The organism is Candidatus Nitrosocosmicus franklandus, assembly GCF_900696045.1.
Lineage (GTDB): Archaea > Thermoproteota > Nitrososphaeria > Nitrososphaerales > Nitrososphaeraceae > Nitrosocosmicus > Nitrosocosmicus franklandus_A.
On sequence record NZ_LR216287.1, the window covers coordinates 2,436,473 to 2,456,444 of the forward strand.

Here is a 19,972-nt window from a genome sequence, read left to right on the forward strand (position 1 = left end):
GAATATTGATTCAGGATAATAAATTATTCTATTAGGGGACTGATGTTACTATATCGGAACCTTGAGATGATTCTGACCAATTTAAATTTCTGAATTCGTTAATCACATTTTTTAATACATTTATTGCGAAATCCATCTCTGTCTTTGTGTTCTGATATCCTAATGAAAGCCGTATTGATCCTGCAATTTCATCATGCGGCAATCCCAACGACCTCAATACATGGGATTCCTTTTTTTTCTTATTAGAAGAACATGCAGAGCCTGTCGAAACCTCTATTCCGAATTCGTCTAATTTGACAAGCAAATCCTCTCCATTGATCCCCTTAAATGAGAAATTTACATTGTTAACAACTCTGTTTTGTAATGAACCATTAATCTTTGATTCAGGGATTTCATTAATAATTCGATTAATTGTATAATCTTGGAGCTTTTTAATGTTCAAATTTGCCTCTTGTAATCGATTTTTCCATATTTCACATGCCTTTCCGAAGCCTACAATAGAATACACATTTTCTGTTCCAGATCTCATACTCATCTCCTGGCCTCCGCCGTATAGTATAGGTTCTACGCTAATACCTTTCCTAATGTACAAGGCTCCTATACCTTTTGGCCCGTTAATCTTGTGTGATGAAATCGATAACATGTCTAATTTCATTTGTCGTACATCTATGGGAATTTTGCCTAGAGCTTGTACCCCGTCGGAGTGAAAAATAGTCTTGTACTGCCTTTTCTTGATGATATTAATCATAGATTGAACAGGTTGTATTGTACCTATTTCGTTATTTACCAACATTACACTTACCAGACATGTTTCAGGTGACAATAGATTGCCGAAAGAATTCAAATCTATAAATCCATCACTAGTGGTACGAATAAAATTAATATTAAATTTTAGGTCCTTCTCTAGGAAACTAACGGTTTCCAGTATTGATTCATGTTCTATTTCTGATATTAGGATTTTATTGCAATCAGGTCTATGCCTCTTTACCATTTTTGCATATCCTACAAGTGCCAAATTATTGGATTCGGTCCCTCCAGAGGTAAAATAAATTTCATTTGGATTGGCATTTATCAATTTGGCGACCTGTGATCTAGCTTTGGATATTGCCACTGAGGCTTTTCTTCCACTACCATGAAGAGAAGAAGGATTTCCAAAGTGATCTACCATAAAGGGCATCATGGCTTCAATTACTGCTGGGTCTACTGGAGTAGAAGCGGCATTATCTAAGTATACTCTAGAAGTCTCATTCATTTGTGATATCTATCCTAAGTTGATACCTTGGTATCTAATATGAGATCGATTGGCGGATCATCCTTATTGCTTCTGTAGCCTTCGAGATCAAGTGTAACATATTTGAATCCATACTTTTTTATGCTTATAACTAACTGTTGAAGTATTTCAGCATTTACAAATTTTGCAAAGTACTCTTTATCTACTTCTATCCTTGCAAGATCTCCATGATCTCTAACCCTGATATTTCTTAAATTCAGAGCTTTTCTTGTAATATATTCTGTGTTTTCAATTCTACCAAGTTTTATCAAAGTCACCTCCGAACCATGGGGGATTCTTGAGGCAAGACATGAATTAGAAGGCTTGTCGTATATTGATAAATTATTTATCTTTGCCAAGTAACGAATCTCTGTTTTGTTCAATCCTATTTCTATAAGAGGGCTGGTAATTCCTTTTTGCCGTAATGCAATCATGCCTGGTCTATCGTCTTGCAAATCATCTACATGGCTTCCGTCAACAATTAGACCAATTTGCTTTTCTTTGGCAACCTTCAGCAAGTTATCTGCCAGCTCATTTCGGCAATGAAAGCATCTCATTTTATCATTTCTTACAAAATTAGGGTTTTCAAGTTCATCGTATTCTATCATCAGGTGATCAACATCTATTTCCTTTGCAATTTTCTTTGCTATCTGTAATTCTTCATCTGCTAAAGTCTTGTAATTTGCTGTTACTGTTAGAATATTTTCCTTGCCTAAAGCCCGTCTAGATACAAGAGCCAGTAGGGCACTGTCTACACCACCAGACAAGGCTACCATGACTTTGGAATTTTTAGTCTTAAACCAATCTATTAGACGTTCGTATTTTTCAAGGCTTGAAATAGATAAACTCCTAATTGACTTTGTAGCCATCGTTATTACTACCTTTGATTACTCCTTTTTGAAATATTAAATTATTGACAAGATCAAGAGTCTTTTTGTAACCAAGTTCCGACTCTATGGCAATTTTTTTTATATCTTCATATTCTGGCTTGACCTTGATTATATTTCCTTGATCATCCTTTGAAATTTTTACTGCAACCATGAATTCTCTTCCATTGACAATAATAGGAACTGATAAACTATATCTTTCTAGTGTGTATCTCTCGTTGATTACTCTTCTGATACCTAATGTACCTGTTTCCTCAAAAATAATCCTAGCAATATTTTTTTCCTCTTGCTCAGAGCAAATTACCTTAAGAATATTAACAGGTCGATTTTTTTTGGTTAAACCATTGACTATTGAAAAATCCTTAACACCCAATTCTGGTGCAGACAATCTTTCTGCCAAATTTCCAAGAATTTCTCCTGACACATCATCTATGTTGGTTTCTAATACAGTTACAAAGTCTTTAGAGATTAAATCTTCCTTATAGTCAAGTCCGATGCATATTCTTAAAATATTGGGTATTTTTTCAAACCTCTTTTTTCCTGCTCCATAGCCAATCTTTTCAACCGTCATTTCGGGATAAAATTGCATTCTTCTTATTTTTAGACCCGAGAGTATAGCAACGCCTGTTGGTGTACTTATCTCAGAACTTACCGGGCCACCTATAATCGGGATTTTGAGATCCTTTGATATTTCCAAAACAGCATTAGTTGGGTTTGGCATTTTACCATGTGAAAATTCTGTGAAGCCTCCACCTACCGAGACTCTAGTAGCATAAAAAACAGTATCGTTAAACAAATTCAAATCTTCTAATGCTACTGCACTGCCTATTAGGTCAACCGCTGTGTCAATACTGGCAGATTCGTGCAGGTGAAGATCTTTGGGCTGCTTATTATGAATTACGGATTCTACTCTAATTAGGGTGTTTAATGATTCTAGCACAAATCGTTTTCCCCGCTGACTGAGTTCCGCAGTTTCACAACACCTGGTCATAATTCGAAGCATTTCCACCGCCTCCATTTCCGAAAAATTTTCTTCCAGCTCCATAAGAAATGCAGTTGCTCTGAAGCCGTTTGTCTCAGTTTGTACAAACTTTATATCATGTATGGTTGCTCCCGGAAATTGTTTCTCCAAAAGTCTTATTTTCTTGATAATCTTGTCTTTATTTGCACCACAGTCGACTAAGGACGATAGGAACATATCACCTGATATGCCGCAAATCTGGGGATCAATTACTGCAATCTTGGTCAAGTACAATAAGGTTATAAATACTCCTTTTTATTCAATTATAGCAGGATCAAATGGATTTTTTGGCAAACTAAAGTTATCTACGCCAACAGGGATTTGAATTTAAAACTATAAATAAAAAAAATAATTTCATAAGTATGTGACTATATCTATTATTGGCTCTGGCAAAGTCGGAGCATCTATAGCCTTGAATTGTGGCCTGAGAGAATTGGATCCTAAGATTTACCTTGTAGATATTATTGAGGGTCTGCCCCAGGGTGAAGCAATGGACATTAATCATCAGCTTTCTGTTCAAGGTTTGGACAGTTACTTGATTGGGACTAATGATTTTGGTGTTATAAGAAACTCTGATATCATTATTTTGGTTGCCGGCGTTGGTAGAAAGCCTGGAATGACTCGAATGGATCTGCTCAAGACTAACGCTTCTATAGTTAAAGATGTTTCTTCAAAAATTTCACAATATAATACCCAATCAAATTTGATTGTGGTAACAAATCCTTTAGACCCAATGACATATCTTGCATTAAAAACTACCAAATATCCAAAAAACAAAGTAATGGGGATGGGTGGTATGCTAGATCTTTCTAGATTTGCAAGTTTTATCCACGATTACACAAAAATTTCAAGAGAATCTATTTCTGCCATGGTCATTAGTGAACATGGTGAAAAAATGTTACCGCTTATCAGATTTTCTTCAATCTCGGGAATCCCCTTAACTAATTTTATAAACGAAACACAATCAAAAGAGATTTACGAAAAAACTAAACAAGTAGCTGCCGAAGTGATAAAGCTTAAAGGAGCTACGGTTTATGCTCCAGGGAATGCTGTTTCGATTATGGCTGAAGCCATAGTTAAAGATAAAAAAAGATTGATCCCCTTATCTGCATATTTGGATGGAGAATATGGGGTAAAAGATGTTTGCATAGGAGTTCCAGCAGTAGTGGGCCGGAATGGGATTGAAAAAATTATAGAACTCCCTCTAAACGACTTTGAACGTAAGGAATTTGAACAAGGCGTAAAAAATGTGAGTGAAGCCATATCCATTCTCCCATCATAAATAGTTATGCTTTATGGATTTAAGGGAGCTTTTACTCGATTATAGAAATGATAAGATAAGCATAGACGAGGTAATCGATTCCCTTTCTCTTTTTTCCATAGAACATGTTGAGGACCAAGTTGCACAATTAGATATCAATAGAGCAAACAGGAAGTTTATTCCAGAGATAGTTCTTGCAACACACAAAAAGCCAAGAGATTTGTTACTAATTTTAAATAGGATTCTCCAAAAGAAAGGTTATGTTCTTGTGAGCAAGATTAGGCCCTCAATAGTTAAAAAAGTAGCACATCATTTCGAAAAAATTGGGTATTTAATAGATAGTGGAAGAAACAGTACGTCTATTTTAATCTACAAAGATGAATCTTTTCTACCTCCGGTAAAGGACGGGAAGGTGGGAATAATTTGCGCAGGGACATCTGACATAGGGGTAGCTGAAGAAGCTAGATTGGCAGCACGAGTCATGGGTTGTACGTCATATTCCTCATACGATGTAGGAATTGCCGGTTTTCATCGATTGATAGGTCCACTCAAGGATATAACTAGTAAGAAGGTTGATGCTATCGTAGCTGTAGCAGGAATGGAAGGTGCATTGCCTGCGGTTATAACATCTTTGGTAAAGGTTCCAGTTATCGGAGTCCCAACTTCTTTTGGATACGGATTTGGGGGGAATGGTATAGGGCCGTTGACCTCTATGCTTCAAACATGTTCTTTTGGACTGGCAGTTGTAAACATAGATAATGGAATAGGTGGAGGAATATTTGCAAGTATGATTGCAAATAGAAAAACGTAATCAACAAATTTGAAACTACTTTATGCGCCCTTCCTTTTTGTCAAAATCTAAAAGTTAAAGATGTCAGTCCTAATATAGAAAACATATAGCCATGTATTCTATCATATAAAGTCACTCATTCTGTTTGAACAATATTTCTAGCAGGATAACTTTAAGGGTTTTTCACCTGTCTCAATTGTACATGAGAACATTCTAATCATTTAGTCCTAGTTCTCTTTTTTATTTCTAAATTCTAAAAGAATGAATGATACAAGTAATGCAACTACAATATATTCAACTTTGGTCAAACTAGGAAAGTAAATAAATCCGCTTTATAGATTTAACCTTCATCTATAAAGGACTAGTTCATAGGCATTTATAAAAATATTAAAACGTTTATAAGAGATTCAAAAGAGTTTTCTTGATTGTTAGAAAATAGGGAAAGGAATAGCGAATGTCTTATATTAAAACTCTTAAAAGAATAAGGAACAATAAAACTAATTACAGGAAAAGAAAGGCCGTATTAATTTCCAAACGAAATTTTGTGACCATCAAGGTGAGTAATCAAAACATCCATTGCCAACTTATTCGTCCTGCAATGAAAGGAGATGTGGTATTGACACACGCAGGAAGTAAAGAGCTCGCAAAGTATGGTTGGAAAGGGTCTCTAAATAATTTATCTGCTTGTTTTTTGGTTGGTTTGATTCTTGGAAAAAAAATGGAGGCCAAGAAACTGGATTCGGCAATTTTGTATACAGGCAAGACTTCATTTACAAGTAAAGTAGCAGCCTGTTTAAAAGGAATAGCAGCTGCAGGCATTGACATTCCGCTCTCTGAGGAATCATTACCAGCTGAAGATCGGGTCAACGGCTCTCATCTATCTGAGTATGCGGCCCTTCTGAAGCAGGATAAAGTCAAGTATGAAAAGCAATTCTCAAAATTGATAAAGAATAATTTAGATCCACAGGAATATTCCAAACATTTTGAAGAGATCAAGAGTAATATTTTAGCTGGAAAATTTGATTGAGTGAGTTGGAAATTGACAATGTGTAAAGTTACCGAAAGAATAATAAACAAAAAAATATTGCTTTCTATAAGGTTATGGTGAATTGGGAATGAAAACTTTAACATTTTTTGGTCCGGTTTCAAGCCATAGGTGCAGACAATGAGTAGAATGTCTAGACCCAATGAGGCTGAAGTTGAATGGAAGCCTAGAACTACCTTAGGCATGATGGTCGCAAGTGGAAAGATCAACTCTATGGAACAAATCTTTGAGAATGGCATGAGGATTCAGGAATCAGAGATAGTAAAACACTTGTTACCTGATATTAAAACACAGGTAGTCAGCGTAGAAATAGTACAAAAACAGACAGATGCTGGTGAATTAACGCGATTTAATGCTCTTGTAGCGATTGGAAATGAGTCTGGATGGTTTGGGATCGGAAAGGGTAAAGCCTCTCAAATGAGAAACGCCATAGATAAGGCAACTAATGCTTCTTATCTTAATGTTATTCCAGTAAAACTTGGTTGCGGAAGTTGGGAATGTAGATGTCACCAAGCACACTCTGTACCTTTCAAAGTTCAGGGAAGAGGCGGAAGTGTTAAAATAGAATTGATCCCTGGGCCACGTGGTTTGGGAATAGTGGCTGGTGAAAATATCCGGAATTTATTGAAATTGGCTGGGTTAAAGGATTGTTGGAGTAGATCATACGGTTCTACCAATACTATGTCATCCACGGCTAAAGCAATATTTAACGCCTTGAGGAGTACTTTTGTAACGGGGTAGATTGGGAATGGTATATCTAGTCGTACGAATGAAAGGAACAGTTAATATCCCTAACTGGGCAAGAATTACTTTGGATAATTTACATTTAAATAAGAAATTCCGAGCAACATTGATCCCAGAAAATGAACAAACACTTGGAATGCTCCGAAAAATTAAAGAAATAGTGGCATGGACATCTGTTGAGGAAGGTTTCATCCGTGATTTTATCGAAAAGAAAGGTCGTTATAGTTCTGCAAAGTTGTTGTCCTCCATTAATAAATCTGAGACAACCTCACCTGCCGTACCAAACATAGACCAGGTGGTCTCTGATATATCAAAGAATAACACGTTTTTATCTAAAATTTCGGGGATAAAACCCTGGTTTGCCTTAAACCCACCCAGAGGCGGGTTCAAGAAGAAATCAAAACTACTTTCTTCGCAAAATGGCATTCTAGGTGAAAATCATGAACTTGTAGAACTGGTAAAGAGGATGATGTAGTCATGTATGACAAAAGTATATTTTCATTAAACGAAGGATTGCAAACTTTAATATTTACACCAAATGTTGCATATCCTCTAAGGAATAAATGGTGATAATGCATGGCTACTCGATTACGAAAAAGTAGGAAACAACGTGGAAGTAGATATTGTGGCTGGGGTCAAATTGGACAACACAGAGCCTCAGGCAGCCGTGGGGGAGTTGGCGGTGCTGGAAAACACAAGCACTTTTACATAAGGACATTAAAAGAAGAACCCGATCACTTTGGACATGAACAATTTCATGCTCTTAGACACAGTGACATTACAAAATGGGTCAATATCTCGGATTTAAATGAGTTAATAAAGTTTTCAGAAACTGATAAAGAGGGAAAGGTGATTTTAGATCTAGATAAATTGAGAATAGAAAAGGTCTTAGGTACTGGAATTATCAATTCTACAGTTACAGTTAAAGTCAGAAAAATCTCTGATTCAGCCAAAAACAAAATAATAGCTGCTGGAGGAGAGGTGTTAGTCTTAGATGAGCTCAATACAGAATGATGGACTATTTAGAACGATTGTAAAAACTATTTCACCCTATGTCCCACAGGTTGAAAAGCCAAAAAAGAAAATTACTCTTACAAACAAGCTAATTTGGACTGGTATTGCATTATTAGTTTACCTTGTTATGGGGCAAGTGCCCTTATTTGGAGTAAATGTGGACCCTGCCACGGATCCACTTGCATTTGCTAGGGTTATTTTTGCAGCTCAACAGCGAACCCTGCTTGAATTGGGAATTGGACCAATAGTCACCGCAGGGTTGCTGATGCAGTTATTAAAAGGATCTGATATATTGAAACTAAATTTCAGGGATCCTAATGATAGGTCATTATTTACGTCCGCAACAAAAATAGTTACTATAATTGTAATAGTTGCTGAGACATTATTATATGGTGTAAGCGTTTACGGAGGTGCGACACCTTCTGGTTATCACTTGGCCGTTCTTGTAGCGCAGTTGACTGCGGCGTGTATAGTTATAATGTATTTGGATGAGCTTGTGCAAAAGGGATGGGGTTTGGGTTCTGGAATCAGTATATTCATTATGGCCGGTGTGGCACAGGCTATTTTGTGGAGCATATTCAATCCCCTTCCTATTCCCAATGGAGTAGAACCAAGCGGGCTTATACCGTTTATGATTACCAGTGGTATGGAGGGTCATATAGGAGACTCAGTACTGAGGTCAGCACCACCAGCTCCTGTACCCAACATGCCGAGTTTGTTTGCACTAGGAATTACCGCGGGAATACTGGTCCTCCTGGTTTATGTGCAGGGTATACACGTTGACATACCTATCGTGTCTACTCGATACAGGGGATTTACTGCGGTCTATCCTATCAAATTGCTTTATACTTCAAACATTCCGGTAATTTTGGCGTCGGCACTGATGGCTAATGCGCTATTTATTGGACAGATGGTGTGGATTAACTATAATCCCAATAACGATAATCCCATGTTCAATTTCATAGCTCAATACGATCCCCAGACACAAAATCCTACTGGCGGATTATTCTATTATGTTACTGCCCCTAGATCTTTTGAGGCTACGGTAGCAGATCCTGTACGAGCTATAGTTTATGTTCTATTTCTGACAACTATTGTTACCATTTTTGGACGGTTGTGGGTCGAACTGGGTGGACTTTCAGCGAAGGCGGCTGCTAAAAATCTTCTTGATGCAGATGTGCAGGTTCCAGGTTTTAGGCGGTCCGAAAGTTCTGTTCAATCATTGCTGAATAGGTACATCCCATCAGTTACTATAATTGGAGGAGTAATTATTGGACTGTTGGCGTCGGTCTCAGATTTATTTAGCGTCTTTGGTACTGGTATCGGATTGCTTTTGATGGTAGATATTCTAGTAAACTATTACAACTTACTGGTAAGAGAGCAAGTGGATGTTCATATGCCTAAATTGGCCGCATTATTGGGCCGCACTTAGGGGAGGCTGGATTAAAGATATGACTGTGTTAGATGCATGCTCTACATCCAACACTCCTGGAAAATATTTTTCAGCCGCTTTGAAATCTTTATTAGTTTCAGAAAAACGCCATATTAGATTATTATAGATCCGTATGACAAAACGTGTTATAATCGTTGGAATTCCGGGTGTAGGAAAGTCGACAGTTATAGCTGATGTACATGATCAATTGTCCGAGAGAGGAATAGATACCAAAATGGCAGAATTTGGGAAAATTATGTTTGATCAGGCGAAATTAATGTCTATAAATAATCGCGACCAACTTCGAAAGTTATCTATTGAACAGCAAAAAACCCTGCAGGAAATGACTGCAAACATGATCAATTCATTTGGCAACGATGTAGTCCTTATTGACACCCATTTGCTAATTAGTACTGATAACGGATTTTATCCGGGAATGCCAATTAAATTGCTAAACATTATTAATCCCACTCATTTGATTTTGATAACTGCTACTGCTCAGGAAATCCAAAGCAGACGAGAGAATGATAACAGTAGACAAAGGGATTTGTTTTCTATTGATCGTATTGAACGTGATCTGCGCCTCTCTGAAAGTATGATTTCTACTAGCTCTATCATTACGGGTTGTCCTTTTTACATAATACAAAATAGTACCAACCAGATACAAGGAGCTACTAATGCTATCTGTAAGATCATATTGGGTAAATGACATGCATACCGAGGGTTGATAACTTTATATACTTTTAGGTCACTAAAGACCAAAATCTAGTTCTAGTGTTAAAAATGGAATCGAAGCAAATAAACGATATTAAAAAAAATAACTCTGCGTCTGGTCGGAAAATCAGTATAGTAATTTCTGGCTGGCCAGCGGTAGGTAAGACAACAATTGCAGTAAACCTCGCCAAGGATTTTAATCTCAAATTGTGGAACGGTGGGGATATACTGAAGATGATGGCATATGATAGAGGTTATTCATCTTCACTTGAGCATGACTGGTGGGATACTGAAGAGGCTGCAAAATTCATGAATGAGCGAAATAACAACCCAAATTTCGATAGGGAAGTAGACAACAGATTGATCGAATTATTAAAGGGTGGCGATGTTGTGATTACAAGTTATACACTCCCTTGGATCGCTGATGCCACAATCAACTTTTGGTTACAAGGATCCGTAGAAAACAGATCAAAGCGCATGTCTATACGTGATAATATTGATATCGAAACAGCAAGGAAGATAGTTCAGAGAAGAGATTTTGAAAATAAGCAGATTTACAAGAAACTCTATCAATTTGAATTTGGAGAAAAACTTGATGTATTTGATTTTTCTATGAATACAGATATTTTAACATTAGAATCACTGATTACAATATCCAAATTGATCGTCGAAAGCGTAATACGGAATTAACCTTATGAAAATTAATTGCGAACCTCAATGACTGATTATAAACTTACACAACTGGAAAATTTGGTACAAATAAGTGAGGCTGTATCAAATGAAAATTATGGTAGCTACCCAACTAAAAGACCGATATCGGAGTTGCTAAATTATGGACTGATACTTCTAGACAAACCACCAGGCAATACTAGTCATGAGATTGTTTCGTATGTAAAAAAAATTTTACAGCTAGAAAAAGCTGGACATAGTGGGACATTAGATCCGGGAACAACCGGATTACTGCCTATCGGATTAGAAGAAGGTACAAAAATAATTCCTGTTTTGTTATTGGGTCCTAAGGAATACATTGCGTTAGGTAGATTGCATAGTCATGTTCCGAATACTAAACTCATGGAAGTCATTCAGGAATTTACTGGTCCGATTTTTCAAAAACCACCACAGAGATCATCTGTAAAGCGTCAAACCCGTGTGAGGAATGTTTATGAATTAAAACTTGACGATCAGTTTGATCGTCTGTTACTATTGAGAGTATTATGCGAATCTGGTACTTATATCCGAAAATTGATTTATGATATAGGTGAGGTTCTCGGCGTGGGAGCCTCTATGATAGAGTTGCGTCGAACAAGGGTGTGCAATTTTAGCGATGAATCTGATTTCATACGGCTACATGATCTTGTGGACGCCTTCCAAACTTACAAAGAAACTAAAAATGAAGAAAAACTTAGACGAATAATCCATCCAATTGAAATAGCAATGACCCACTTACCTGCTGTAACTGTTAGAGATACTGCTATTGATGCTTTGTGTCACGGAGCACAATTGGCGATACCTGGAGTTGTCTCAATTTCCAAGAATATCAAAAAAGGAGATCTGGTTGGGATATATTCATTGAAAGGAGAGGTAGTTGGATTGGGTGTTTCATTGCTTGATTATGAAGAATTTTTTTCCAATAAAAAGGGAATTTGTTTTCAGATAAAGAGAATTGTTATGAAGCCTAACACTTATCCCAAATTTTGGTCCACTACAGCTACTACAACTGCTACTGCTACTATTGATACAGAAACTGAAAAAGAAGCAGGATCAGGAGATGATCAGGACTCTTCCACTGCCACCGCATAATAGACAGACTTTATTCAGTTAATGAAAAAACAAAAGAACAAAGTTGGTCCATCTTAGGGGTTCTATAATAAAATTGAGTTTTGGACCCGGCTGCTGTGACTATATTGTTTCTCCCAAACCTGGATTGGTCTTATCCAACATTGAAATCTTTCTTGCAAGGTTCTCCATTGTACCAGGCACATGACAATTGCACATGCAGTCATCGCATTCTATGTGGTTGAGATTCTTACAGTAGTTAGAGAGTTGCAATTTTTCCATATACATAATTCTTTGTATCTTGCTTTAAATTTAATTGTTTAATTGATAGAAAATCTTATTTAATCTGAATGACATAGAAACTTAACTTTCATTTGGTAAAATTTGGTAGCAAGGATCTGGCTCGATACCCTTTTCTTAGAGAGGCGTTGTCGTATGTAACTAAAAACGAATTTAAACTTGAAGATCTCGATAATCCAGATTATTTTCACTTAGTTGATAGAGCAAAGAAAAAGATTGAACAATATGTGTTTGAAGGAAAATTGGGGTATCAAATAGATTATAATAAGACTCACGAAATAATAGTTCAAGAAGAAGTAATAATTTTTCTGATCTCCTTATTATTGATAAAATCGGTTTCAATTGACTCTGTCACAAAAAAATTTGCACTGCTTGAATCTATGAGATTTGAAAAGTACCTAGTGGGGGATTTGGACAGTTCAAACCATGATGACGGTAAAATAAAATTAATTTTATATGAAATTTTTAAAGACTTATTTAAGACTACTATATATCTGGAGGTGAATATTTATAACTTTTACAAAATTAAAATCGATGATTATTTGGATCATCCCATTGCGTTTCAAGAAAGGGAATGGAATCTTGTAAATAGGACTCTAAATAAGGGATTTGTATATTTGGATAGTAATGAGATAGTGAGGCTATTTAGAAACGAATTGTATTTATTAATTATCGATAGGATAAAGAGAATGAATCCTAAAAAGGTTCCAGAAGTAATTGTAACTATATCAAATTCTATAAAGAATAGGTGGGAAAAAATGTATCCTCCAATACGACCAAGTGGACATCATGATATCACTCCACCTTGTATTCAGCATATTTATGATCAAATTAAAAATGGAGAAAACCTCTCTCACCCGGCTAGAGTTTTGTTAGGTACATTTTTGATTTATTCAAACAAGTCAATGGAAGAAATGTTGGATATGTTCAAACGACTACCTGATTTTAATGAAAAAATTACCCGATATCAACTTGAGCATCTTGCAGGTAAGCGAGGTAATACAAAACAGTATTTTGTTCCATCTTGTGAAAAAATTAAGCTAAATAATCTTTGTTTTGAGACTGAAGTTTGTAAAGGCATAAGTAATCCTGCCCAGTTCTTTTATAGAAAAAAGTTTTGATAAATATGGACTCATTTACTTCAAAACCCGTTTCTGATAATTCACAAAAGCCAACAAGCAATTCTTTTGACTATCCTCGTTCAGCTCAGGATAGTCCAAATAAGATTTGGCTCGAACAAACATTTAGAAAACACTATTTTATTACCTCGTGTGCAAATATCGAACTAGATGACCATATATCAGAACGTGAGTTTGGATTTCGATTGTTCGATGGACATGTACGCAGGCATTTAAGTTTTAAAAACGGGCGAGAATTATTTGCTAGCATAATCAAGTTTTCGCCTTCGGATATTTTTTGCTCATCCGCAAGATATCAATTCCCTTCAGCAGATATGGACCAGAAAAGTTGGATTGGTTCTGACCTCATATTTGATATTGATGGAAAAGATTTGCATCTTGAGTGTGCGCTAGACCATAACCTGACTTCTTGCAAAAATTGCAAGCTAATTGAAAGAGGCGTCTATTCTAATTGCAAAGGTTGTAATTCTCCTTTAGTCCAGATAGTAGAGATACCCTGCAAGAATTGTATAAGGAATTTGAAAGGGGAGGTCAATAAATTAATTGAAGTACTCTGTGACGACTTTGGTATAGAGCAAGATCATATTCATGTATTTTTTTCAGGAAACAATGGTTTTCACGTACATGTCATCAGTGAGAGTTTCTTTAAATATGATTCTATGAAACGTAGTGCTTTAGCGCAGTATTTTCTCATGAGGGGTTATTCAATAGAAAATTTGGGCTTTCGGATTGATAGAACAAATAATGTTACTGTACTTCAGAATAAAATATTGTTCAATAAAGGATGGCGATCTCGTTTGTTGAATCAACTTAAGTTACAATTGAAGAATCATCGTATAGATACCAATTTTATAAGAAAGATTAACCATCTTAAGGAAACAAACAATCTAGATATTCAAAATATGATCAATAATACATTTGACCGTCTTTCGATAAAAATAGATCCAAATGTTACTATCGATATTCACAGGATATTTCGGCTAGCAGGAACAATCAATAGCAAGAGTGGCTTAATTAAGACTAGATGTAAAGATCTTAAATCATTTGATCCTCTTAAAGATGCATGTATGGATGAAGATTCACCTGTAAGAATTAATGCATTTGTTGATACCAAACTTGTATTAAAGGATACATCATACAAGATACAGACTGGAGTAAATAACATACCTACTTTTGTTGCCGTTTATTTGATTTCAAAGGGATTAGGGGATATATGTATTGAGAACTAGAATTAGTGATTTCATCATTAGTTATGTTGGATAACGAAGCGGAATCAGACGACCAACCACTAGTTGAATACTGGGTAATTGCTTTCATAAAGCCCAGAAGGGATAAGCGTTATTTTACATACAGGCAATTTCTTGCTAAGGGTTACTATGAGGCTTTTGATATAGTAATGACTTTTGCAGAAAAGACTTCTAACGAGATCCTGTGGTTCAAAGAGAAAAGAAATTGCGGCAAAGAATTCCAAGGCAAAGTCATACCGAATCTAGAATCTATCTGTACCTTTTGCAATAAGGAGTTTAATTACAATGAACCAATCAAGTGCAATTTCAAAGGTAGGTCAAGTACAATGTGTAGTTCAGAATTCTGCTCTTTGAAATGCAAAGAAGAACATTTTTACTTTAAGCACGTAAGACAGGGGCGGTAAATACATGTATTTTGAATTATATCATATTTTCTTGATTAATCTTAAGTAGTCGATAACCATTTGAGGATCCACTATTCCTTGAACCACATATTTCTCACCCGATCTTAACACAATATCGAGGGCAACAGCGCTATAAGGAATTTCAAACTTTTCAATTTCTGCCTCGGCACTAGTCTCATAAATAAGCTTGTCCCCATCTTTCTCTACATCAAAGGCTAATATTTTTTCTATTTTTCTCATGCCAGATCCGCCACCTCTACCTCCAGCTGACCCTCGTGATTCCTTTATCATTAGAACAAAGATAGTATTAGTTGTCTCTTTATTTGATGAGAAAGTCAAATCAATATCATTTGAGGATACTATCAACTTGCGTTGAGGAAGTTTTATGATCTCTGATAAATCCTGAAGACTCATAATTTGATATAAAATATGTTCTATAGAAATATTTTTTGAATTGTGTTTATTAGAAATAAATAATAATTGATGAATTATTGAAAGGATTATGACTTTGGATCAGAAGAATCCACGTTCTAACTATTTGACTACGATTTTTTGGGATAATGATAGTGTTAAACTTATAGATCAAACGAAATTGCCTGAAAAATTAGAAATTATAACATGTTTGACATATCAGGAATTAGCTCACTGTATAAAAAGACTTGCAATTCGTGGAGCTCCCGCTATAGGTGTGGCTGCTGCCATGGGATTGGCACTATGCGCTGTCAAAAGTAAAGCTACCTCAAAATCTAGAATTCTAGAAGAATTGAAATCTGCTTATCACACTTTACTAGAGACTAGGCCCACTGCTGTTAATCTAAAGTGGGGATTGGATACAATATTCAGAGAACTTGATAAATATGAAACAGTGGAAGAAATCAAAAAAAATGTCGTAGCTAGTGCAATAAAACTATCACAGGAAGATATAGCCATTAACAAAAAGCTTGGAAAATTTGGATCGGATTTGATAAAAGACGGTGATGTGGTCATGACTCATTGTAATGCCGGAGCGTTGGCTACTGTTTCTTATGGAACCGCGCTTGGAGTGATCCGATCCGTAAAGGAATCAGGAAAAAAAATCAGTGTAATTGCAACAGAAACGAGGCCCGTAATGCAGGGGTCTAGGTTAACTGCCTTTGAATTAGTACACGATGAAATCGATGTAAGTTTGATCCCTGATACTGCTGTAGGTCACCTGATGGCAAACAAGATGATTGACAAAGTAATTGTGGGTGCGGATCGAATATTAAGGACCGGCCATGTCTATAATAAAATTGGTACGTATCAGGTAGCATTACTTTCAAAATCTCACGGAATTCCCTTTTATGTTGCAGCACCATTATCTACTTTTGACCTAAAAAGTAGCACAGAGGAGATTACCATCGAAGAAAGGTCAGTAGAGGAAGTTACAAAAATCGGAGACAAGCGTGTTGCACCAGCAGGTGTTAGAATTTTCAATCCGGCTTTTGATGTGACTCCGCCTGATTTGGTTGCTGGCATTATAACTGAAAAGGGAATAATATATCCCCCATACGAAAAGAATGTACAAGCTATTTTTGATGGTATCTGAATCAGATCAATCTAATAATCCTTCATAGGGAAAAAAATTTAAAAAGCATTTTGATTCAATTTGAGTAGTGCACACTAACCAAATTACAAAAGAGAGAGTATTTTCTGAGCTTCGTAAATGCATGGACCCCGAGATCCCGGTTAATGTAGTCGATCTTGGCCTGATCTATAATGTTGATGTATCCGAAAAAAACAATGTGGATATTAAGATGACGATGACGACTCGTGGCTGTCCATTACACGATACTCTGGTTAAAGATGTAAAAAGATATATTAATACTATAGAGGGGGTTGGATCTATTAATGTAGAGGTTGTTTGGGATCCTCCATGGTCCATAGATAAAATGAATCCGGCTGTTAGAGATAAATTGGGTTTTGGAAAACCTGCATTGAGATTCCAAATCGATTATGAACAATATAAGCCACAAAAAAGCGGAAAGGCTGTAAAACAAGAGGATGGCTCTCTTGCTTTAGTCAACGAACGAGAACAAGGCTTTATGGTTAATCAGAACATTATAGAGTTTTGGGATAGTTGTAACGGAAATAGGACCATTAATCAATTAGCAGATGATTTTTCGCAAAAACTTAATCTACCACGACAACAGGTAGAGCAAGAAGTTGTCCAACTAATTCAACAATTATTAGAGGCAGAGTTATTGGTTCCTCCTCCAACGAAAACCTAAAGTACTCTTTATTTATATCGATGTAGATATTCCGGTTATTTGTTATTATTATTGTCATTATTGTTTTCTGGCTCTTTTAATTTGGCAGAAATCATCTTTCTCAAATCATCATCCGACAAATTGTCATAGTGGTCTATGCTAAGGGATGTTGCAATTAATTCTAGTTTTTCTCTTTCGGATGCTATTGGCCGTTGAATTTTAGGACCTATATAATCATGTCTTGAGGACTTTGTGGGGGAATTTGATATTATCATATCTTTTTGGCTAGCTATTTTTGTTCTCGCTTTTTCGTATTCGCCAAGTATTCTTCCAACCGACCTAGAAAAACTTGTGATCTTAGTTGGAAAAATAAATATGATGATAACAACTATGATTATAAACCATTCAGATCCTGCTATATTAAGCTCATAGACAGGGAATAACATTATCATACTAATAAAATACTCTTTTGTAAATATTCTTTTATTTAGTCAAAATTGCACTACCATGGGCTATTTTTCGTTAGTCTATTTTACTTTTTGAAATGTACCTAATATAGATATAATAATCAGTTAATAAAATATTCAATCTGTGAAATCGGGAGGAACTAAATCTGTCCCTCATAATCCTAACTTAACTGATACTAATAGGGAACCAATTGAAAGTATCATTGGTAAGTTTCGATCAGGCGAATATATGGTAGCTGTTTATGGACTGGGTCATGTGGGCGCTCCTCTAACCTCTGTTTGGCTCAGGGCAGGTGTTAAGGTAATCGGTGTAGACAAATCAAGTAGGGTTATCGAAAATACTAGGAATGGAATTACTCATATTCCTGAGCCACTCGTTAACGAATCTTTTTCTCAAGGGATACGTGAGGGTCGGTTTTTAGTATATGATGATCCCATAAAAGCTTCTGTAGATTCCAAATTAAAGATGATATGTGTCCCGGTTCTTGTAAAAAAAAATAAACCAGACCTGTCAATAATTAAGGAAGTTGTAGTATCAATCAGCAAAGGATTAAAAAAAGATGACATTGTATCGATTCATCCTTCACTTCCTCCTTTAACTACTGAGAGAGTATTGATTCCTTTGCTTGAAAAGCATAGTGGGTTAAAATCAAAATCTGATTTTTCTGTTATATATAATCCTGAACGCATCTACGAGGGACGAGCTATATACGATATCGAGGAAGGTCATCCTGGAATCGTATCCGCAGATGACGCTCATTCCTTGCAAATAGCAGAAGCCCTATTTTCTATGTTATACGGAAAGGGCATTGTAAAGATTCTTGGGATTAAAATTGCAGAAGCAGAAAAGTTATTTGAAGGTGTGTATAGGGATGTGAATATCTCTTTGGCCAACGAGTTAGCAAGATTGTGTGATCGGTTAAATATTGACTTTTGGAAAGCCAAAAAAGCTGCCAACTCTCAAAGTTTCTGTCACATCCATGATCCAGGAATCGGCGTAGGAGGTGCATGTATACCGGTTTACCCACAATTCATTATAGATGTAGGATTACGAAACAAAGTAAATTGCAAGATCACAAAAACTGCAAGGGCAATTAATAATGAGATGCCAAAGTATTCTTTATATAAAGCCCTAAAACTTATCAAGGGACGGTATTCGAGAAGATCTAAAATAACAATTTTAGGCCTTGCATTTCGCGGAGGTGTTTCAGATACCCGTTTGTCACCCACTTTTGATCTACTTAAAGAACTCGCAAGATTAAAGATTAAAGATGTAATTGTACATGATCCATTAGTTACTGATTCAGAGTTAATTACTAAATTTAAAAATGCGAGACTTGTATCAGACTTAACCGAAGCCATTTCTGAAAGGGATTTAATCATCTTGGCTACTAACCATAAGGAGTATTCTAATATCGATCCCTCTATTTTAGGTAAAACTCCGATCTATGATGGACGGGGGATATTGCATCCAGAGATGTTCGAAAAAGACCTTTTTGGAGGCATAGGTAGACCTTCAAGTTGAACTCGGTATTTTGAAAAAATCTAGATCAAAATAACATTTTTATTATTTATGTTATCAAACAAAGAGATTATGGTCAAGACACAATCCGCCCAGAAGTTAGTTTCAGGTTCTCCTGCACCAAATTTTTCTTTAAGAGGAGTTGACGATAAAATCTATAGCCTAAAAGACATTAAATCCAAATCTTTACTAATTGTATTTATTTGTAATCACTGTCCCTATGTTAAGGCTAGGATCTCTGACCTTGTCTCGTTGCAATCAAAGTTTGATAACTCTGACTTTCAAATAATTGGAATTAATAGTAATGATCCAAATTATGAAGGAGAAGGTTTTGATAATATGGTGAAATTTGCAAAGGAATATTCACTAAATTTTCCGTATTTAATTGACGAGACTCAAAGTGTCGCTAAGGATTATGGGGCAGTTTGTACACCAGACCCTTTCCTATTTGATGAGTCGAAAAATCTAGTTTACCATGGAAAAATTAACGATGCCTTAGAGCCAAATGCCGTCCCAACTATTAATATCATGGAGGAAAATGTTAGGAAAGTGATAGGAGGCAAAAAGAATGAAATCCAAAAAGATTTCGATCCATCAATTGGTTGTTCAATAAAGTGGATTAATTAGAATATAATCTCTTTTTAGAATTTAATTACCAATGACAAAATGAAACATTTCAGTTAAGTAATTATAAAATATAGTCTAAATAGC

23 protein-coding genes are annotated in these 19,972 nt (G+C 35.9%); 17 read left to right on the plus strand and 6 right to left on the minus strand.

Annotated features, from left to right (window positions below):
* Positions 1–31 precede the first annotated feature (31 nt).
* The 3 genes from NFRAN_RS11390 to larC are packed head-to-tail and all read right to left on the minus strand — an operon-like array spanning position 32 to position 3,412.
* Entirely contained in the window at positions 32–1,252 is a 1,221-nt protein-coding gene (locus NFRAN_RS11390) for a cysteine desulfurase family protein (protein ID WP_134485099.1), read from the minus strand.
* 14 nt (positions 1,253–1,266) lie between these two features.
* Positions 1,267–2,139 (minus strand): ATP-dependent sacrificial sulfur transferase LarE, encoded by an 873-nt coding sequence (gene larE, locus NFRAN_RS11395; protein ID WP_134485100.1) that lies wholly within the window; start codon positions 2,137–2,139, stop codon positions 1,267–1,269.
* The gene (gene larC / locus NFRAN_RS11400) at positions 2,120–3,412 is read right to left on the minus strand and encodes a nickel pincer cofactor biosynthesis protein LarC (RefSeq protein WP_134485101.1); all 1,293 of its coding nucleotides are present in this window, start codon (positions 3,410–3,412) and stop codon (positions 2,120–2,122) included. Before larC ends, larE begins: the two co-directional genes overlap by 20 nt.
* Before the next feature lie 130 nt (positions 3,413–3,542).
* Between larC and NFRAN_RS11405 the strand changes: the two genes are divergently transcribed.
* From NFRAN_RS11405 to NFRAN_RS11450, 10 genes are all read left to right on the plus strand, one after another.
* The gene (locus NFRAN_RS11405) at positions 3,543–4,460 is read left to right on the plus strand and encodes a malate dehydrogenase (protein WP_134485102.1); all 918 of its coding nucleotides are present in this window, start codon (positions 3,543–3,545) and stop codon (positions 4,458–4,460) included.
* 13 nt (positions 4,461–4,473) lie between these two features.
* Positions 4,474–5,250 (plus strand): nickel pincer cofactor biosynthesis protein LarB, encoded by a 777-nt coding sequence (gene larB, locus NFRAN_RS11410; protein WP_134485103.1) that lies wholly within the window; start codon positions 4,474–4,476, stop codon positions 5,248–5,250.
* A 433-nt stretch (positions 5,251–5,683) separates the two neighbouring features.
* Positions 5,684–6,256 carry a 50S ribosomal protein L18 gene (locus tag NFRAN_RS11415; protein ID WP_134485104.1) on the plus strand — a complete coding sequence of 191 codons (573 nt, stop codon included), beginning with the start codon at positions 5,684–5,686 and terminating at the stop codon, positions 6,254–6,256.
* A 138-nt stretch (positions 6,257–6,394) separates the two neighbouring features.
* On the plus strand, positions 6,395–7,015 hold the full coding sequence (locus NFRAN_RS11420) for a 30S ribosomal protein S5 (protein WP_134485105.1): 621 nt from the start codon (positions 6,395–6,397) through the stop codon (positions 7,013–7,015).
* Positions 7,016–7,022: 7 nt separating this feature from the next.
* Positions 7,023–7,493 (plus strand): uL30 family ribosomal protein, encoded by a 471-nt coding sequence (locus NFRAN_RS11425; RefSeq protein ID WP_134485106.1) that lies wholly within the window; start codon positions 7,023–7,025, stop codon positions 7,491–7,493.
* A 101-nt stretch (positions 7,494–7,594) separates the two neighbouring features.
* A complete protein-coding gene (locus NFRAN_RS11430; RefSeq protein ID WP_134485107.1) occupies positions 7,595–8,032 on the plus strand; it encodes an uL15 family ribosomal protein in 438 nt (145 codons plus the stop codon).
* Positions 8,013–9,464, plus strand: coding sequence for a preprotein translocase subunit SecY (secY, locus tag NFRAN_RS11435; protein WP_134485108.1), 1,452 nt, complete (start codon positions 8,013–8,015; stop codon positions 9,462–9,464). Before NFRAN_RS11430 ends, secY begins: the two co-directional genes overlap by 20 nt.
* Before the next feature lie 133 nt (positions 9,465–9,597).
* Entirely contained in the window at positions 9,598–10,173 is a 576-nt protein-coding gene (locus NFRAN_RS11440) for an adenylate kinase (RefSeq protein ID WP_134485109.1), read from the plus strand.
* 74 nt (positions 10,174–10,247) lie between these two features.
* Positions 10,248–10,868, plus strand: coding sequence for an AAA family ATPase (locus NFRAN_RS11445; RefSeq protein ID WP_134485110.1), 621 nt, complete (start codon positions 10,248–10,250; stop codon positions 10,866–10,868).
* A 27-nt stretch (positions 10,869–10,895) separates the two neighbouring features.
* Positions 10,896–11,978, plus strand: a complete 1,083-nt coding sequence (locus tag NFRAN_RS11450; RefSeq protein WP_134485111.1) for an RNA-guided pseudouridylation complex pseudouridine synthase subunit Cbf5 — start codon at positions 10,896–10,898, stop codon at positions 11,976–11,978.
* A gap of 99 nt (positions 11,979–12,077) precedes the next feature.
* Here NFRAN_RS11450 and NFRAN_RS13995 read toward each other — a convergent pair whose 3' ends face one another.
* Positions 12,078–12,236 (minus strand): hypothetical protein, encoded by a 159-nt coding sequence (locus NFRAN_RS13995; RefSeq protein ID WP_172602322.1) that lies wholly within the window; start codon positions 12,234–12,236, stop codon positions 12,078–12,080.
* A 146-nt stretch (positions 12,237–12,382) separates the two neighbouring features.
* Between NFRAN_RS13995 and NFRAN_RS11455 the strand changes: the two genes are divergently transcribed.
* From NFRAN_RS11455 to NFRAN_RS11465, 3 genes are read left to right on the plus strand one after another with little or no spacing between them, the layout of a single operon-like run.
* Positions 12,383–13,375, plus strand: a complete 993-nt coding sequence (locus NFRAN_RS11455) for a hypothetical protein (RefSeq protein WP_134485112.1) — start codon at positions 12,383–12,385, stop codon at positions 13,373–13,375.
* A gap of 5 nt (positions 13,376–13,380) precedes the next feature.
* The gene (locus NFRAN_RS11460; protein WP_134485113.1) at positions 13,381–14,622 is read left to right on the plus strand and encodes a DNA primase small subunit domain-containing protein; all 1,242 of its coding nucleotides are present in this window, start codon (positions 13,381–13,383) and stop codon (positions 14,620–14,622) included.
* A 5-nt stretch (positions 14,623–14,627) separates the two neighbouring features.
* On the plus strand, positions 14,628–15,044 hold the full coding sequence (locus tag NFRAN_RS11465) for a hypothetical protein (RefSeq protein ID WP_145988082.1): 417 nt from the start codon (positions 14,628–14,630) through the stop codon (positions 15,042–15,044).
* A gap of 21 nt (positions 15,045–15,065) precedes the next feature.
* Here NFRAN_RS11465 and NFRAN_RS11470 read toward each other — a convergent pair whose 3' ends face one another.
* Complete coding sequence (locus NFRAN_RS11470) at positions 15,066–15,458, minus strand: hypothetical protein (RefSeq protein ID WP_134485115.1); 393 nt, start codon at positions 15,456–15,458, stop codon at positions 15,066–15,068.
* Between the two features lie 94 nt (positions 15,459–15,552).
* Here NFRAN_RS11470 and mtnA point away from each other — a divergent pair, with 94 nt between their 5' ends.
* Together mtnA and NFRAN_RS11480 are read left to right on the plus strand one after the other, a co-directional pair.
* A complete protein-coding gene (mtnA, locus tag NFRAN_RS11475; protein WP_232038010.1) occupies positions 15,553–16,611 on the plus strand; it encodes an S-methyl-5-thioribose-1-phosphate isomerase in 1,059 nt (352 codons plus the stop codon).
* Between the two features lie 67 nt (positions 16,612–16,678).
* On the plus strand, positions 16,679–17,293 hold the full coding sequence (locus NFRAN_RS11480; RefSeq protein ID WP_232038011.1) for a PqqD family peptide modification chaperone: 615 nt from the start codon (positions 16,679–16,681) through the stop codon (positions 17,291–17,293).
* A gap of 35 nt (positions 17,294–17,328) precedes the next feature.
* Here the strand turns inward: NFRAN_RS11480 and NFRAN_RS11485 are convergent, their stop codons facing one another.
* Positions 17,329–17,724 (minus strand): hypothetical protein, encoded by a 396-nt coding sequence (locus tag NFRAN_RS11485; protein ID WP_134485117.1) that lies wholly within the window; start codon positions 17,722–17,724, stop codon positions 17,329–17,331.
* A 139-nt stretch (positions 17,725–17,863) separates the two neighbouring features.
* Here NFRAN_RS11485 and NFRAN_RS11490 point away from each other — a divergent pair, with 139 nt between their 5' ends.
* Together NFRAN_RS11490 and NFRAN_RS11495 are read left to right on the plus strand one after the other, a co-directional pair.
* Positions 17,864–19,264 (plus strand): nucleotide sugar dehydrogenase, encoded by a 1,401-nt coding sequence (locus NFRAN_RS11490; RefSeq protein ID WP_134485118.1) that lies wholly within the window; start codon positions 17,864–17,866, stop codon positions 19,262–19,264.
* A gap of 48 nt (positions 19,265–19,312) precedes the next feature.
* Entirely contained in the window at positions 19,313–19,888 is a 576-nt protein-coding gene (locus NFRAN_RS11495; RefSeq protein ID WP_232038012.1) for a thioredoxin family protein, read from the plus strand.
* Positions 19,889–19,972 lie beyond the last annotated feature (84 nt).

Excerpts from the sequence above, each read along its gene's own strand:
- NFRAN_RS11390 (WP_134485099.1), bottom strand. The coding sequence starts at position 1,252 with ATGAATGAGACTTCTAGAGTATACTTAGATAATGCCGCTTCTACTCCA.
- larE (WP_134485100.1), bottom strand. The coding sequence starts at position 2,139 with ATGGCTACAAAGTCAATTAGGAGTTTATCTATTTCAAGCCTTGAAAAA.
- larB (WP_134485103.1), top strand. The coding sequence starts at position 4,474 with ATGGATTTAAGGGAGCTTTTACTCGATTATAGAAATGATAAGATAAGC.
- NFRAN_RS11415 (WP_134485104.1), top strand. The coding sequence starts at position 5,684 with ATGTCTTATATTAAAACTCTTAAAAGAATAAGGAACAATAAAACTAAT.
- NFRAN_RS11420 (WP_134485105.1), top strand. The coding sequence starts at position 6,395 with ATGAGTAGAATGTCTAGACCCAATGAGGCTGAAGTTGAATGGAAGCCT.
- NFRAN_RS11425 (WP_134485106.1), top strand. The coding sequence starts at position 7,023 with ATGGTATATCTAGTCGTACGAATGAAAGGAACAGTTAATATCCCTAAC.
- NFRAN_RS11430 (WP_134485107.1), top strand. The coding sequence starts at position 7,595 with ATGGCTACTCGATTACGAAAAAGTAGGAAACAACGTGGAAGTAGATAT.
- secY (WP_134485108.1), top strand. The coding sequence starts at position 8,013 with ATGAGCTCAATACAGAATGATGGACTATTTAGAACGATTGTAAAAACT.
- NFRAN_RS11440 (WP_134485109.1), top strand. The coding sequence starts at position 9,598 with ATGACAAAACGTGTTATAATCGTTGGAATTCCGGGTGTAGGAAAGTCG.
- NFRAN_RS11445 (WP_134485110.1), top strand. The coding sequence starts at position 10,248 with ATGGAATCGAAGCAAATAAACGATATTAAAAAAAATAACTCTGCGTCT.
- NFRAN_RS11450 (WP_134485111.1), top strand. The coding sequence starts at position 10,896 with ATGACTGATTATAAACTTACACAACTGGAAAATTTGGTACAAATAAGT.
- NFRAN_RS13995 (WP_172602322.1), bottom strand. The coding sequence starts at position 12,236 with ATGGAAAAATTGCAACTCTCTAACTACTGTAAGAATCTCAACCACATA.
- NFRAN_RS11460 (WP_134485113.1), top strand. The coding sequence starts at position 13,381 with ATGGACTCATTTACTTCAAAACCCGTTTCTGATAATTCACAAAAGCCA.
- NFRAN_RS11470 (WP_134485115.1), bottom strand. The coding sequence starts at position 15,458 with ATGAGTCTTCAGGATTTATCAGAGATCATAAAACTTCCTCAACGCAAG.
- NFRAN_RS11485 (WP_134485117.1), bottom strand. The coding sequence starts at position 17,724 with ATGATAATGTTATTCCCTGTCTATGAGCTTAATATAGCAGGATCTGAA.
- NFRAN_RS11495 (WP_232038012.1), top strand. The coding sequence starts at position 19,313 with ATGTTATCAAACAAAGAGATTATGGTCAAGACACAATCCGCCCAGAAG.